Raw genomic sequence first — 13,177 nt, 5'->3', positions numbered from 1 at the left:
TCTTCGGTTCCGTCTGAGACTGAGATATCAACTATCCAGAAAATCGCGGTCCCTGATGTTATCGGAATCCGCGGGGACCTGGCCTTGGAGAAGCTGAAGGATCATGGACTGAGCGCAGAGTTTGTGGACTCGGTGGATGACAAGATGGTCCTGGTTCCGTCAAACTGGATCGTTCAGACCCAGTCGATCGAACCGGCAACTCTCGTAGAATCGGGAACCGAGATTCTCCTGGGCGTGTCGAAGGTGCCGAAGCCAGGCAAGACGAAGTCTGACATTCGGACGACTCTCCCTGACTTGACAGGCACATCAGCGTTCTTTGCAATCGGGGCCTTGGAGGATCGTGGTCTGCTTGTCGAGTTGGTTGATGGGGACGGCAGGGTGGTCTCGATTGCGCCTGGACTGATCGTACATAACCAGTCGATCGAAGCGGGAAGCATCGTGGAAGCGGGGGCCCTGATAGCCCTAACAGTCTCGACAACCCCGGTAGCTGCTCGGAGCTCTGAATCTGCCTATCGCCCACCAGATGCTCCCGTGGATGGTACCTGGAATGAAGGTGGGAGCGCCTATGCCTCGGGGTTTGGTCAGTGGTCCGATTCGCCCTATCGTGGCAACGCGTTCGATTTCATGATTGACGCGCCCCCTCTTGTCACGCAGGAAGGAGTGAGTTTCGTGGTCGAATCGCAAATCCATGTGAGGCGCGTGCGTGAAGGGTGGCACGACACTCTTCGTGGAATTCATGTGTCTTTCGTGCCTGGTGTGTCGATTCTCAATGACACCGGGGGTCTCAACTACGACGAGGTCTACGGTGACACCCAGCTGAACTGCCCAGTTGAGGAGATCTCCGTGGGCGAGTCGACAATCTGCACCGTGGTCTTCAAAGAAGAGCATCGCACATGGGTGACGGACTCATATTGGCGCGTGGGAGGCATGTCATTGGGGATGTGGCCTTCGCAAACGCGGACATCGCAGGGGTGACCAGATAGTCCTTGTGAGCACGTGCTGAAACACTCCGCCCGGACCTGGGCCCAGTCGTCGGTCTGGTGGCCTCTGCTCTGCCGCGCCGGCAGCCGGGTCGAGGCGGCTGCGGAAAAAGACCCCAGGGCCTTGCCATGGGCTCATCATGACACCCTGCGGTGACGGTCGGAGGCGCAGAAAGCTCCACGAGTCGCGAGCTGACCGGATCCGTCATGCGCCGGTCGCCCGGCGGCGTAGCGTCAGAAACAGACGTAACAGTTGATCGACCGCCAGGAGGTGTGCATGTCAGCGGATGAATACCGCCGCCCAGGCGGCTTCCGGTTGCTGCCTTGGCCGCTGGGGATCATCCTGTTGGTTGTCGCTGTGCCGGCGGCGTATCTCTTCTCATGGGCTTGGGATCTGGTCGAATCCACACCCGAAACCGTGCTCGCGAGCAACTGGGGAGTGCGACTGCCGCCCCGCTCCAGCGTCGTCGAGCACCATGAGGAGGCGTCGTTCCATGGGGACGGCTACCGGGTGACCGTTGTCACAGTGGAGCCTCCTGTGGAGGACGGGGTGGGAATCTTCGATATCAGCAACATGAGTCCCGAACCATTGACAATCGAACAGAGTGGCCTCGTGGTGGCGGCTGCCAAGGCCCTGCGTCCGACGAACCACCTCGACATGTCGACCCCGGGGTTGAGAACGGCTGAGCTCGCACAGGGCGACGGGAGTGTCCTGCTCTGCGTCTTCGATGCCAGCACCAACCGGTTCTTTATCTACGAGGAACTCTTCTAGTGGCGGGTCGGTGTTGGTGCACACGGTGGCTGGGCGTCTGTCCGTATCACTACAACCATCATCGTTCACTAGGCCGTGTGCAGAGTAGAGCGAGAGATGCGCGGCTCACCTAATCTCAATGAACCCTGCACAACATCTTGTGCGTCTGTATGCAGGAGAGGGCGAGAGCATTGTCACTTCCAGCAGCAATGCTGAGCGGAGGCAAGGGCGCTCTGCCTGCAACCACTGACGACTGTCAGCGACACAGGCCACGGTCCAGATGCATGACGCACACCGGCATCATCTCTCAGCAGACCCTGATCACCGCCGTCTTCGAGGCGACCGACCGTGCCACGGACAGCCTCACCCATTCCTTCCCGACCTCGACCGGGACCGTACCGAGTACGCCTTGGCGGACGGGTCGGCGGTGCCGTCCTGGCCGCGGGTCGTGGTTTCGCGGCCGGGATGGTGCCCGGAGGGTTCGCGGAGACAGCCAGCACATCGACGACCTTCCCGTCACGGTTCGCCAACCTGACGAAGAGTCCGGCACGGTTGTGGGCGCAAGAGAGGGGCACTTCGTCCCGAAGTGACATAATGTGGCTTATCGGACAACTGGCCTGGTGCTGCGGGAACCCCTCCTGGACTCCACGACCAGCCCGATCGCCGTGGCGCCGAGGAAGACGCCTATGGCGATCGCCCAGCCCGGATGATGCGGCTCCCAGTTCTGCGTGAAGTTCGGATCGAGCAACTGTTCATCCAGTCGGCTGCGCTGCTGTGCGTAGACGATGCCGCCGATCAGTTCGCCCAGGGCCACACCGACCAGATAGCCCGCCAGGCTCCAGAGCCAGGCCGCGCCGCGGCCGAACAACACAGCGCCGAGCGACACCATGGTGAAGAAGGCGATGCGACGAGCCGTCCATTCCGGTGTGTAGGTCTCTGCCAGCGCCGTCGTGCCCAGCGCCCAGCAGGCTATGTAGAACCCGGCCGTTGTCAGCAGCGGCACCGTCCTCCTCGTCATGGCCGACACCCTAGCGAGGCCTTCAGGGTCCGCTGTGCCGGGCCGGCGCACTGACGAGTATTCTCGGCAGCACACTTTCGATGTGGGAGTTCAGATGCAGGTCCTTTCTCCGTGCGCCGGCCGCGTGATGGCCATCACCGACGTCAACGACCCGACCTTCGCCGGTCAGTTGGTCGGACCAGGCGTGGGAATTGAGCCCCCGATGGGCTGCAGAGCATCGTCGCCCCGGCTGACGGGCGGCTCCTCAATGTCGACCCCCATGCGTTCATCCTGCTTGTCGACGGCGTCGGCATCCTGGTCCACATCGGGATCAACACGGTGCGCCTGGAAGGTCGCCTCTTCGAGGTCCTCGCCGAGCGTGGCGAGCAGGTGACGGCCGGGACGCCGATCGTCTCGTGGGATCCCGCCAGCGTGACCGATCCGGACATGGACCGCACGATCCTCGTGGTCCTCATGGATCAGGCACCGGACTCGATCGTGTCACCGGCGATCGGGACCGATGTCGTCGCTGGTGACGTGCTGTTCACCCAGGAGTAGCCCGAGCGGTAGGACCGGTCAAGCGAACAGCTCGTCGACCGCCCTCAGGACATCCGCCGACACCGCCGTCGATCCTGCCTTCGCGTTCTGCGTCACCTGATCCGGCCGCGTCGCGCCGGCGATCACCGAGGCGATCGGCTCGTGCCACAGCAGCCAGGCGATGCTCACCGTCAGCATCGAGTGCCCCGCCTCGTCGCAGATCCGCTGGTAGGCGTCCAGCAGATCCCAGTTCGTCGTCTCGAGCAGGTGGGGTTTGAGCGAGCGGACCCGCCCCTCTCCCCGCCGTCGCGGGTGTACTTGCCCGTGAGTAGGCCGTTGGCCAGCGGGAAGTACGGAAAGACGCCCAGTCCCAGGTCCTGCGCCGTCGGCAGGAGTTCCGCTTCGGGTGTCCTGTGCAGCAGCGAGTACTCGATCTGGCTCGAGATGAACCCGTCGAGGCCGGCCTCTGCGGCCACCTGGGCCGCGTGGCGCGCCTGCTCCGCCGAGTAGTTGGAGTGCCCGAAATAGCGGATCTTGCCCTCGGTGACGAGCTCGCCCCGGCGTACGCGGACGCGCTCGCGACGATGAAGGAGGCGACCTCCTCTGCCGAGCTGAGGGCAAGTCTCTGCTCGGGACGCTCGATGAGCGCGGGCACGGCGTAGAACCGGGCGACGGCGGCGACGTCGCCTCCCAAGAGGGCCTCGGTGTAGCGGTCGAAGAGATCCTTGGCAGTCTCGTGCGCAGTCATCTGGCAAATCTAGGACGGCGTGGTCGACCCTGAGACCGAACCCGGAAACACGGCGGGCGGCGGTGGGAACCAGTCCCACCGCCGCCCGCCGAGGCCCTTGGAGCGGATCAGAAGTTGATCATCTGGCCCGCGATGCCGTGCGCGGCCTCCTTGATGGCCTCCGACAGCGTCGGGTGCGCGTGGATGTTGTGCGCGATCTCGTCGGCAGTGAGGTCGTACGCCTGCGCCAGGGTGAGCTCGGGAAGAAGCTCGGTCACGTCGGGGCCGACCATGTGGGTGCCGAGGATCTCGTTGTAGCGGGCATCCGCGACGATCTTCACGAAGCCGACACCGTCGCCCAGTCCCCAGGCCTTGCCGTTGGCGGCGAACGGGAACTTGGCGACCTTGACGTCGTAGCCCTTGTCCTTCGCCTGCTGCTCGGAGTACCCGAACGACGCGACCTGCGGCTGTGAGTACGTGGCGCGCGGAACCATGTCGTAGTTGACGGGGTGCGTCTCCATGCCGGCGATCGCCTCGGCCGCGACGACGCCCTGGGCCTCCGCGACGTGGGCGAGCATCATCTTGCCCGTGCAGTCGCCGATGGCGTACAGGTTCGGCACGTTGGTGGCCATCCTGTCGTCGATGGCGATCGCGCCACGGTCGGTCAGCTGCACGCCCGTGTTCTCCAGGCCGAAGCCCTCGACGCGCGGCGCGAAGCCGACGGCGGAGAGGAAGCGGTCGGCCTCGAGGACCTGCTGGTCGCCGCCCTTGGCCGGGCTGACGGTGACGCGGACGCCGGAGCCGGTGTCCTCAATCGACTCGACCTTGGTGGAGGTCAGCACCTTGATGCCGAGCTTCTTGTAGGCCTTCGCCAACTCGGCGGACACGTCGGCGTCCTCGGTGGGAACCATGCGGTCGAGGTACTCGACGATGGTGACGTCGGTGCCGAACTGGCTCAGCACGTAGGCGAACTCGGTGCCGATGGCGCCCGAGCCGCCGATGATGATCGAGCCCGGGACCTGGTCGGAGAGGATCTGCTCCTCGTAGGTGACGACGTTGGCCGAGCGCTGCGTGCCCGGCAGCATCTTCGTGGTGGCGCCGACGGCGATGATTGCGTTGGCGAAGGTCACGCGGCGGGTCTGACCGTTGTCGTCAGCGACGTCGATCGTGTTCGCGTCGACGAAGGTGCCCCAGCCGTCGAACTCCTGAATCTTGTTCTTCTTCATCAGGAAGTGGATGCCCTTGGTCATCCGCTCCGACACCTGACGGCTGCGCTGGAACGCCTTGCCGTAGTTCATGGTCACGGTGCCCTCGATGCCGAACACGTCGGCTTCCTTGGTCACGATGTGCGCGATCTCCGCATTGCGGAGCAGCGACTTCGTGGGGATACAGCCGACATTGAGGCAGACGCCACCCCAGTAACGCTTCTCGATGATGGCGACCTTCTGGCCTACCTGGGCGGCGCGGATGGCCGCGACGTAACCGCCGGGGCCGGCGCCGAGGACAACGACGTCGAAATCAAAGCTCATGCCGATCACTCTATCCCTCCGCGGCCGGTCCCCCGACTTCTCGCGTCGTCCCGAAGGGCTCACCCGTCACCTCCTTGGATAATCACGGTCATGAGATACGCTCTGGAGAATGAACGCAACGAGTCTCTCCATCGGTCGCCTCATCCGCGATGCCCGGACGAGCCGTGGCTGGTCGCAGCAGCGGCTCGCCGAGGAGCTCGGCACGGTCCAGAGCGCGGTGCACCGCATGGAGGCCGGCCAGCAGAACCTGTCGCTCGCCATGATCAACCGGCTCACCGACGCGCTCGACACGCCGCTGATCCAGGCCAAGACACAGGGCAACCCGAACCTGAAGATCATCGGCCCCACGAAGCTGTCGGGGCAGATCGACGTGCGGACCTCGAAGAATGCGGCGATGGCCCTGCTGTGCGCCAGCCTCCTGAACGAGGGCCGCACCGTGCTGCGCGGTATCGCCCGCATCGAGGAGGTCGACCGGATCAGCGAGGTGCTGACCTCCATCGGCGTCAAGCTCACCTGGATGGGCGAGGGGAACGACCTGGAGATCATCCGTCCCGCGGTCCTCACGCCCGAGACGATCGACGAGCGCGCAGCGAAGCGCACCCGCTCGATCCTGATGTTCCTCGGCCCCCTCCTGCACGAGTTTGACGAGTTCAGGCTCCCCTACGCGGGCGGCTGCGACCTGGGTGCCCGCACCGTCAACCCCCACATGTCGGCGCTCCGGCGGCTCGGGCTCACGGTCGAGGCCACCGAGGGCGCCTACCACGCCACGATGGTCCGTGACGGCAGCGTCGAACGGCACATCACGTTGATCGAACGCGGCGACACCGTCACCGAGAACGCGCTGATGGCCGCGGCCAGGACCCCGGGCGTGACGGTGCTGCGGAACGCGTCGGGCAACTACATGGTCCAGGACCTGTGCTTCTTCCTGCAGCTGCTGGGTGTGCAGATCGACGGCGTGGGCACCACCACCCTGACCATCCGTGGCGTGGACCGCATCGAGACGGATGTCGAGTATTTCGTGTCCGAGGACCCGATCGAGGCCATGACGCTGCTCACGGCGGGCATCGTCACCGAGTCGGAGATCACCGTCCGCCGCTGCCCCATCGAGTTTCTGGAGGTCGAGTTCGCCGTCCTCGAGGAGATGGGCCTCGACTTCACGATGACGCCGGAGTACCGCAGCCGGAACGGCAAGACGCGCCTCGTCGACGTCACGGTGCGGCCCTCCGAACTGACTGCCCCGCACGACAAGATCCACCCGATGCCGTTCCCCGGCCTCAACATCGACAACCTCCCATTCTTCGCGGTGATCACCGCGATGGCGAGCGGGCAGAGCGTCATCTACGACTGGGTCTACGAGGATCGCTCGGTCCACCTGTCGAAGCTCAGCGAGCTCGGCGCCAACATCCGCCTGATGGATGCGCACCGTCTGCTGGTCACGGGCCCCACGCCGTGGCGCGGTCGCAACATCGAGACGCCTCCCGCGCTGCGTCCTGCGGTGTGCGTGCTGCTGGCTGCCATGGCGGCGCGCGGGACGACGAACCTGATGGACGTCTACGTCATCAACCGCGGTTACGAGGATCTCCCCCACCGGCTCAACAAGCTGGGTGCCAACATCAGCACCTTCTGGGGCGACGCGGAGGACCTTCCCGAGGACTGAGCCGGGCCTCGGCTCAGCCCAGAGGCTGAGCGGTGAAGTGGAAGCGCGGCGACACCAGATCCTGCTGGGCCGCCACCAGTCGGAGTTCGCTGTCGCCGGCCGCCGTCGTGGCCTCAAGCACCGAGTAGACGATCGACGACGTCGCCTCGAGCGCCGCGCGAACATCGCGCTGCGGAAGCCAGTGCGCGAGGAACATGGCACTGGTGAGGTCTCCCGAGCCCGTGAAGACGCGGTCCAGGTGCGGGGTGCCCACGAGCCACGCGCCTGCGCCGTCGACCGCCACCATGCGGCTCGCGTCGCCGGGCATGTCGTCGGTGGTGACCGACGTCACGAGCACCACGCCCGGACCCAGGTCCCGTAGCGCACGGGCGGCCGCCACCACGTCGTCGAGCGTGGTCAGGGCTCGGCCTGTCAGGAACTCGAGCTCGAACAGGTTCGGGGTGAGCAGGTCCGCCACGGGCACCACGCGGTCGCGCCAGAACTCCGGGATGCCGGGGGCGGCGTAGAAGCCGGCGTCGACATCGCCCATCACGGGTCGGCGCAGAAGACAGCCGCCGGGTTCGCCTCGCGGATCATGCGGGCAGTGTCAAGGATGGCCTGCCCCACCTCTGGCGCCCCGAGGTAGCCGCAGAGCAGGGCGTCCGCCCGGACCAGCACGCCACGCTCCCCGATTCCGCGGACCACGTCGGTGACATCGGCGGCACTCATCAACGGACCCCGCCATGACGGATAGGCCGTGTGGTTGGAGAAATGGACGGTGTTGACGGGCCACACCTCGACGCCGAGCCGCTGCAGGGGAAGACGGCCGCGGAGTTGCCGACATGCCCGTAGGCGACGGCGGACTGGACGGACAGGACGGTGGTCATCGGGCCAGCCTAGACCCGGCCCGATGAACAGGTGAACGTCCTTGTGGCGCCGAACCGCTGGTCACCCTAGACTCAGTCCTCATGGCGGAGGTTTACCCGGACTACCTGTCCCCCGGCTTCGCTGCCATGGCTCACCGTGGCGGCGCGTTTCTGACCGCCAACCTCGGCATCGAGAACACCGTTCGCGCCTTCCGCAACGCCGTCGACCTCGGCTACGACTACCTCGAGACCGACGTCCACGTCACGGAGGACGGCCATCTCGTCGCCTTCCACGACCCTGACCTCGAACGCGTCACCGGCATCGACGTCCCCCTGCGCGAACTGACCCTCGACGACATCGCCGACGTCCGCGTCGGCGGGCGTGAACCGATCCCCGCGCTGGACGAGCTCTTCGAAGAGTTCCCCGACACCCGGTTCAACATCGATCTCAAGCAGAACGAGTCGGTCGACCTGCTCGTCGAGGCCGTGCGGCGTCACGGCGCGGAGCGGCGGGTCTGTGTCGCATCGTTCTCCAGGGCACGCATCCGACGGTTCCGGCAGCTGCTGCCCGAGGTCCCCACCGCCGTGTCGCTGACCGGGGCCGCCGCGCTCACCGTCGGGGCCATCTCCCCGGGCGGGCAGGTCTACCAGGTGCCGATGAGCTACACCCTCGGCCCGGTGACCATCGACGTGGTGACCCCCAAGACCATCGCGCGGGCACACGCCGCCGGGCGGAAGGTCCACGTCTGGACGATCGACGAGCCCACCACGATGCACCGGCTCATCGACTGGGGTGTCGACGGCCTCATCACCGACCGTCCCGATTTGCTCAAAGAGGTACTCCACGCGAGGGGTATGTGGTCTACTCGGTGAGGAACCAATCCGGGCCCCGGAACGTTGAACCAGGGTAGGACGAAGGAGGCAACAGCATGGCTGATCGTGCTCTACGTGGCGTTGGACTCGGGTCGAAGACCTTCGAGGACGAGCAGGGTGTCGAGTTCGCCGAACGCCAACGGCTCGCGTTCGACTGCCCGAAGGGTCACCACTACGAGGTGACGTTCTCGGTGGAAGCCGAGCTGCCCACGGAATGGGAATGCAAGAAGTGCGGCCTCGTGGGCAAGCGCTCCGATGGGGTCGTCGGCGAGGCGAAGGTGGAGAAGCCGCAGCGCACCCACTGGGACATGCTGCGGGAGCGCCGCTCGATCCCCGAACTCGAGGACATCCTGGCCGAGCAGCTGACGAAGCTGCGGGAGTCGGACCGCATCTACTGAACAGACGTCGCCGGAGAGGTCGCCGCGGCAGCTACTAGGCGCCCGGCGTCTCCGGCGACTCGGAAGAGATGATCGTCCCCTCCAACACCTCGCCGTCAGCCTCGCCCTCGGTATCAGACGGCGACTGGCTGATCGCTGGGATCAGCGTGACCTCCCCGCCGTCCTCCTCGACGACGACGCTGCCCTTGATCACCGTCGGGCTCACTCCCGAACGCTCGAGCACTTGGGACGCCCACCAGCTGATCCCTGACCGGATGAACGGCCGCGTGAACGGCAGCAGGAGCAGGACTCCGGCGACGTCGCTCAGCAGGCCCGGGAGGATCAGGAGCACGCCACCCAGTAGGACGAGCGTGGCGTCGGTCACGCGGCCAGCGGGCCACGAGCCGGTCTGCGCCACGTTCATGAGCGACTTCCACACCTTGCGCCATTCGCGCTGCAGCAGGAAGAAGCCGAGCAGCGACGTGCCGATGAGCAGGGCCATCGTCCACCAGCCGATCTGGCCGGACACCCACACCAGGACGACGATCTCCAGGAGGGCGAACACGCCGAAGCTGAGGCCGAGCCCCCATCCGCGGAGCCGGGGCTTCCGGGCGGCCATCGCGGTCAGGCGCCCTTCGGGTCGCGGCGGAACAGGCTCAGCACGGCGTCCTTGACCTGCGTGGCCCGGTACTCGATGCCCCACAGGGTGGTGCGGATGAGCGCCTCGACGACGATGTTGCGGCTCATCTTGGAGTCACCGAACTCGCGCTCGACGAACTCGATGGGTACCTCGACGACCTTGAACCCGTTGCGCAGCGAGCGCCACACCAGATCGATCTGGAAGCAGTAGCCGGCTGAGGCGACCTCGTCGAGGCTGATTCCGCGGAGGGTGTCGGCCTTGTACGCGTTGAACCCGCCGGTGGCGTCCTTGACCGGGATGCCCAGCCACAGCCGCGTCCACAGCGAGCCGCCCTTGGAGATGAAGATGCGCGACGCCGGCCAGTTGACGACGGAGCCGCCCTTGACCCAGCGCGACCCCTTGGCCATGTCCGCTCCGTCGGCCAGGGCCTGCAGGAGCCGGGCAGCTGCTCCGGCTGGTGCGAGCCGTCGGCATCGTGCTGCACGAGGACGTCGTAGCCGTTGTCGAAGCCCCAGTGGAAGCCGGCCAGGTAGGCGGCGCCGAGGCCCTGCTTGCCCTTGCGGTGCATCACGTGGATGTGGTCATCGGTCTCGGCGAGCCGGTCGGCGATGGCGCCGGTGCCATCGGGCGAGTTGTCGTCGGCCACGAGGATGTGGGCCTCGGGGACGGCACGACGCAGCCGGTTCGTGATGCTCTCGATGTTCTGGGACTCGTTGAACGTCGGAATGATCACGAGGACGCGACCGATCGACTCCAGGCTTGTCATGTGGTTCCTAGCATCCGGGGGCAGTGCGCCTCCATGCTACCTGGGCTGACGGCGGCTCAGGACAGCGGCGGCCCCGACAGCGACGAAGGTCACACACAGTGCGGCCCAGGAGAGCACCGGCGCCACGTACACCGAGGCGTTGACGTTGTCGCGGATCGGGACGGTGGCGATGGTGTGGTCCGCGGTGAACTCCTGCGTGGCGTTCGTGACGCGTCCGCGGCTGTCGATGGTGGCGGTGACGGAGTTGAGGGTCGATGCGATGACCTCGCGGCCGAGTTCCATGGCCCGGACCCGGTTGATCGTCAGCTGCTGGTGGACCTGGAAGCTGCCGCCGTACGTGTTCGTGTTCGACTGCGACACGATCACCTCCCCGCCGTGGAGGGCCGTGTCGTACGAGGTGTCGTCGTAGGCCAGCTCGAAGCAGATGATGGTGCCGACCTTCAGGTCGGGGTACCGCTCGACGGGAGTGGCCAGGACGCCAGGCCCCTCCCCGGGATCGACTGCCGCCCGATCTGCTCGAGGATCGGCAGGCGCGGCAGCAGGAAGTCACGGAACGGGATCCACTCGCCGAACGGCACCAGGTCGCGCTTGTGGTATTTGGCCCCGGGCCGGTCTCCGGGTCCCACCAGATGCTGGTGGTCTGCCGCGTGTCCGGCTCCGGGCCCACGGTGACGGCGCCGACGAGGATCGGCACCCCCGCCAGTTCGACGCTCAGCTCGACCAGCCGGCGCACCTCAACGTCCAGTTCCGGGTCGACGTCGGTGGCGTTCTCCGGCCACAGCACGAAGTCGACGGCGTGCCCGTTGGCCCGCGCGTCGGCGAGCGTGAAGATCGTCTCGCTGACGGCGTTGTTGGTCACCGACCTGGCGTACGTGCCCGTGCCATGCTCGACTCGGTTCACGTTGGGCTGCACGACGGCGACGGTGACGGTCTCCGTCGGCTGTGCCTGGGGCACGAGGTTCAGCGCGCCACCGAGCACGAACACGGCCGTGATGGCCGCGACCAGCTTGAGCCGCAGGGCCTTGTCGAGCACCGCCAGCAGGCCCAGGTTCGCGACCAGCGCCATTAGATAACTCACCCCGGCGACACCGATCCACGCGAGCAGGCCGTTCATGGGCTGGTCGATGGTCGTGTACGCGAGCCGGGTCCAGGAGAAGCCGCCGAACGGCACCTTCCCCGAGGCGAACTCCATCGCCACCCAGACGGCTGGCACCAGCACCGGCCACGCCCGCAGCGTGACGATCTTCGAGATCGCCAGCGCCATGAGCCCCCACCAGACGCTCAGGTAGCCGACCAGGGCCACCCCGACGCCGACGCCCAGCACCGACACCCACGACACCGTGAGCGTGTTCATCGCGAGCCCCACGACGTAGCCGAGCCCGAAGGAGGCTCCGCCGCTCCTGCCGGCCATGAGCCAGGTGAACAGCGCGACGCCAGCCAGCGTGGCGGGCCAGACCCCATGGGTGCCTGGCCGGCTCCGATGAGGAGGCCGATGGCGACGGCGAGCACCAGGGAGACGAGCGGATGCAGGCGCGGGCGGTCGATCACGGGGATTAGCCTACCCGGCGCCGATGAGGCTCCCTGTGCCACGATGGCGCCATGAGCAGCCTGATGGTCTTCGACACGTCGTACCTCTATTTCCGTGCTTACTTCGGCGTGCCCAACCGGTTCTTCGCCGAGGACGGACGCCCCGTCAACGCCGTCCGCGGCACGCTCGACTTCATCTCCCGGCTGCTCGCCGTCTACTCCCCGACGAGTTCGCCTGCGCCTGGGACGACGCGTGGCGCCCGGCCTGGCGGGTCGAGCTGGTCCCCTCCTACAAGACGCACCGCCTGGTCGAGAACGCCGGCGCAGAGGCCGAGCAGGTCGAGGACGACCTCAGCGTCCAGGTTCCCCTGATCCGCGAGGCGCTGACCGCCCTCGGCATCCCGATCATCGGGGCCGCCGACCATGAGGCCGACGACGTGCTGGCCACCCTGGCGCGCCGTCACCAGGGCCCCACGTACGTGGTCACCGGCGACCGGGACCTGTTCCAGCTCGTCGACGACGACACCTCCGTCGTCTACGTCGCGCGCAGCGTCGCCAACCACGAACTCGTCACCCCCGCCGTCCTCGACCAGAAGTACGGGGTCGCCGCCGACCGCTACGTCGACTTCTCGGTGCTGCGCGGTGACCCGTCCGACGGGCTACCGGGCGTGAAGGGCATCGGCGAGAAGACCGCCGCCACCCTGGTCCGCGATCACGCGACGCTGGAGGACATGGTCGCGGCCGCCGTGGATCCGGAGACCGGCATGTCGCCGTCGATGCGGGCCAAGCTGCTGGCCGACGTCGACTACCTGGCGCGGGCCCGCGAGGTGGTCACGTGCGTCGACACGCTGGACCTGCCGCCGCTGACCCCTCGCCCGGTGGACACGGAGGCTGTGGAGCGGCTGACCGCGGAGCTGGGCCTCGGCACGTCCATGACCCGCCTGGCGGAGGCGTTGACGGCGAACTGACCG

The 13,177-nt window shown here is 66.6% G+C and carries 18 protein-coding genes and 3 pseudogenes; 10 read left to right on the top strand and 11 right to left on the bottom strand.

Going from position 1 to position 13,177, the window contains the following annotated elements; all coding sequences use genetic code 11:
* The first annotated feature begins 24 nt into the window (after positions 1 to 24).
* Both H9L22_RS05580 and H9L22_RS05575 read left to right on the top strand, forming a co-directional pair.
* Complete coding sequence (locus tag H9L22_RS05580; RefSeq protein WP_320060613.1) at positions 25 to 975, top strand: PASTA domain-containing protein; 951 nt, start codon at positions 25 to 27, stop codon at positions 973 to 975.
* A 282-nt stretch (positions 976 to 1,257) separates the two neighbouring features.
* Positions 1,258 to 1,752, top strand: a complete 495-nt coding sequence (locus H9L22_RS05575; protein WP_187721921.1) for a hypothetical protein — start codon at positions 1,258 to 1,260, stop codon at positions 1,750 to 1,752.
* A gap of 580 nt (positions 1,753 to 2,332) precedes the next feature.
* Here the strand turns inward: H9L22_RS05575 and H9L22_RS05570 are convergent.
* Positions 2,333 to 2,749, bottom strand: a complete 417-nt coding sequence (locus tag H9L22_RS05570; protein ID WP_187721920.1) for a hypothetical protein — start codon at positions 2,747 to 2,749, stop codon at positions 2,333 to 2,335.
* On the opposite strand from H9L22_RS05570, the pseudogene H9L22_RS20360 reads away from it, so the two are divergent.
* Both H9L22_RS20360 and H9L22_RS18615 read left to right on the top strand, forming a co-directional pair.
* A pseudogene (locus H9L22_RS20360) lies at positions 2,748 to 2,942 on the top strand (PTS glucose transporter subunit IIA); the annotation flags it as partial. The gene H9L22_RS05570 and the pseudogene H9L22_RS20360 overlap by 2 nt on opposite strands.
* Before the next feature lie 14 nt (positions 2,943 to 2,956).
* Entirely contained in the window at positions 2,957 to 3,286 is a 330-nt protein-coding gene (locus tag H9L22_RS18615; protein WP_320060612.1) for a PTS sugar transporter subunit IIA, read from the top strand.
* Positions 3,287 to 3,304: 18 nt separating this feature from the next.
* Here H9L22_RS18615 and H9L22_RS19595 read toward each other — a convergent pair whose 3' ends face one another.
* Positions 3,305 to 3,487, bottom strand: coding sequence for an aldo/keto reductase (locus H9L22_RS19595; RefSeq protein ID WP_264292608.1), 183 nt, complete (start codon positions 3,485 to 3,487; stop codon positions 3,305 to 3,307).
* The gene (locus tag H9L22_RS18610) at positions 3,457 to 3,798 is read right to left on the bottom strand and encodes an aldo/keto reductase (protein WP_264292607.1); all 342 of its coding nucleotides are present in this window, start codon (positions 3,796 to 3,798) and stop codon (positions 3,457 to 3,459) included. The genes H9L22_RS19595 and H9L22_RS18610 overlap by 31 nt, the downstream gene beginning before the upstream one ends.
* Here H9L22_RS18610 and H9L22_RS18605 point away from each other — a divergent pair.
* Positions 3,781 to 3,927, top strand: a complete 147-nt coding sequence (locus H9L22_RS18605) for a hypothetical protein (RefSeq protein ID WP_226966385.1) — start codon at positions 3,781 to 3,783, stop codon at positions 3,925 to 3,927. The genes H9L22_RS18610 and H9L22_RS18605 overlap by 18 nt on opposite strands.
* A 193-nt stretch (positions 3,928 to 4,120) precedes the next feature.
* Here the strand turns inward: H9L22_RS18605 and lpdA are convergent, their stop codons facing one another.
* Positions 4,121 to 5,521 carry a dihydrolipoyl dehydrogenase gene (gene lpdA / locus H9L22_RS05545; RefSeq protein WP_187721917.1) on the bottom strand — a complete coding sequence of 467 codons (1,401 nt, stop codon included), beginning with the start codon at positions 5,519 to 5,521 and terminating at the stop codon, positions 4,121 to 4,123.
* Positions 5,522 to 5,630: 109 nt separating this feature from the next.
* Here lpdA and H9L22_RS05540 point away from each other — a divergent pair, with 109 nt between their 5' ends.
* A complete protein-coding gene (locus H9L22_RS05540) occupies positions 5,631 to 7,178 on the top strand; it encodes a helix-turn-helix domain-containing protein (protein ID WP_187721916.1) in 1,548 nt (515 codons plus the stop codon).
* Between the two features lie 13 nt (positions 7,179 to 7,191).
* Here H9L22_RS05540 and H9L22_RS20050 read toward each other — a convergent pair whose 3' ends face one another.
* Together H9L22_RS20050 and H9L22_RS20045 are read right to left on the bottom strand one after the other, a co-directional pair.
* Positions 7,192 to 7,707 (bottom strand): PfkB family carbohydrate kinase, encoded by a 516-nt coding sequence (locus tag H9L22_RS20050; RefSeq protein WP_320060595.1) that lies wholly within the window; start codon positions 7,705 to 7,707, stop codon positions 7,192 to 7,194.
* Complete coding sequence (locus H9L22_RS20045) at positions 7,707 to 7,886, bottom strand: carbohydrate kinase family protein (protein WP_320060594.1); 180 nt, start codon at positions 7,884 to 7,886, stop codon at positions 7,707 to 7,709. Before H9L22_RS20045 ends, H9L22_RS20050 begins: the two co-directional genes overlap by 1 nt.
* 239 nt (positions 7,887 to 8,125) lie before the next feature.
* On the opposite strand from H9L22_RS20045, the gene H9L22_RS05530 reads away from it, so the two are divergent.
* Together H9L22_RS05530 and H9L22_RS05525 are read left to right on the top strand one after the other, a co-directional pair.
* On the top strand, positions 8,126 to 8,896 hold the full coding sequence (locus H9L22_RS05530) for a glycerophosphodiester phosphodiesterase (RefSeq protein ID WP_187721915.1): 771 nt from the start codon (positions 8,126 to 8,128) through the stop codon (positions 8,894 to 8,896).
* Positions 8,897 to 8,952: 56 nt separating this feature from the next.
* A complete protein-coding gene (locus H9L22_RS05525; RefSeq protein ID WP_187721914.1) occupies positions 8,953 to 9,294 on the top strand; it encodes an RNA polymerase-binding protein RbpA in 342 nt (113 codons plus the stop codon).
* Positions 9,295 to 9,328: 34 nt separating this feature from the next.
* On the opposite strand, the gene H9L22_RS05520 is transcribed toward H9L22_RS05525, so the two are convergent.
* The 4 genes and pseudogenes from H9L22_RS05520 to H9L22_RS05505 form a co-directional block, all read right to left on the bottom strand.
* Complete coding sequence (locus tag H9L22_RS05520; RefSeq protein ID WP_187721913.1) at positions 9,329 to 9,892, bottom strand: FxsA family protein; 564 nt, start codon at positions 9,890 to 9,892, stop codon at positions 9,329 to 9,331.
* 5 nt (positions 9,893 to 9,897) lie between these two features.
* Positions 9,898 to 10,679: pseudogene (locus H9L22_RS05515) on the bottom strand (polyprenol monophosphomannose synthase).
* 36 nt (positions 10,680 to 10,715) lie between these two features.
* The gene (locus tag H9L22_RS05510; RefSeq protein WP_264292606.1) at positions 10,716 to 11,123 is read right to left on the bottom strand and encodes a nitrilase-related carbon-nitrogen hydrolase; all 408 of its coding nucleotides are present in this window, start codon (positions 11,121 to 11,123) and stop codon (positions 10,716 to 10,718) included.
* Positions 11,120 to 11,305 carry a carbon-nitrogen hydrolase family protein gene (locus H9L22_RS05505; protein ID WP_187721912.1) on the bottom strand — a complete coding sequence of 62 codons (186 nt, stop codon included), beginning with the start codon at positions 11,303 to 11,305 and terminating at the stop codon, positions 11,120 to 11,122. The genes H9L22_RS05510 and H9L22_RS05505 overlap by 4 nt, the downstream gene beginning before the upstream one ends.
* A gap of 257 nt (positions 11,306 to 11,562) precedes the next feature.
* Between H9L22_RS05505 and H9L22_RS05500 the strand changes: the two genes are divergently transcribed.
* A complete protein-coding gene (locus tag H9L22_RS05500; RefSeq protein WP_187721911.1) occupies positions 11,563 to 11,748 on the top strand; it encodes a hypothetical protein in 186 nt (61 codons plus the stop codon).
* 42 nt (positions 11,749 to 11,790) lie between these two features.
* Here the strand turns inward: H9L22_RS05500 and H9L22_RS20355 are convergent.
* A pseudogene (locus H9L22_RS20355) lies at positions 11,791 to 12,090 on the bottom strand (apolipoprotein N-acyltransferase); the annotation flags it as partial.
* A gap of 160 nt (positions 12,091 to 12,250) precedes the next feature.
* Here H9L22_RS20355 and H9L22_RS05490 point away from each other — a divergent pair.
* A complete protein-coding gene (locus H9L22_RS05490; protein ID WP_226966151.1) occupies positions 12,251 to 13,174 on the top strand; it encodes a 5'-3' exonuclease in 924 nt (307 codons plus the stop codon).
* Positions 13,175 to 13,177: the final 3 nt, after the last annotated feature.

Source organism: Tessaracoccus defluvii, assembly GCF_014489575.1.
In the GTDB taxonomy this organism is placed as follows: domain Bacteria; phylum Actinomycetota; class Actinomycetes; order Propionibacteriales; family Propionibacteriaceae; genus Arachnia; species Arachnia defluvii.
This window is presented reverse-complemented; position numbering and strand designations above follow the sequence as displayed.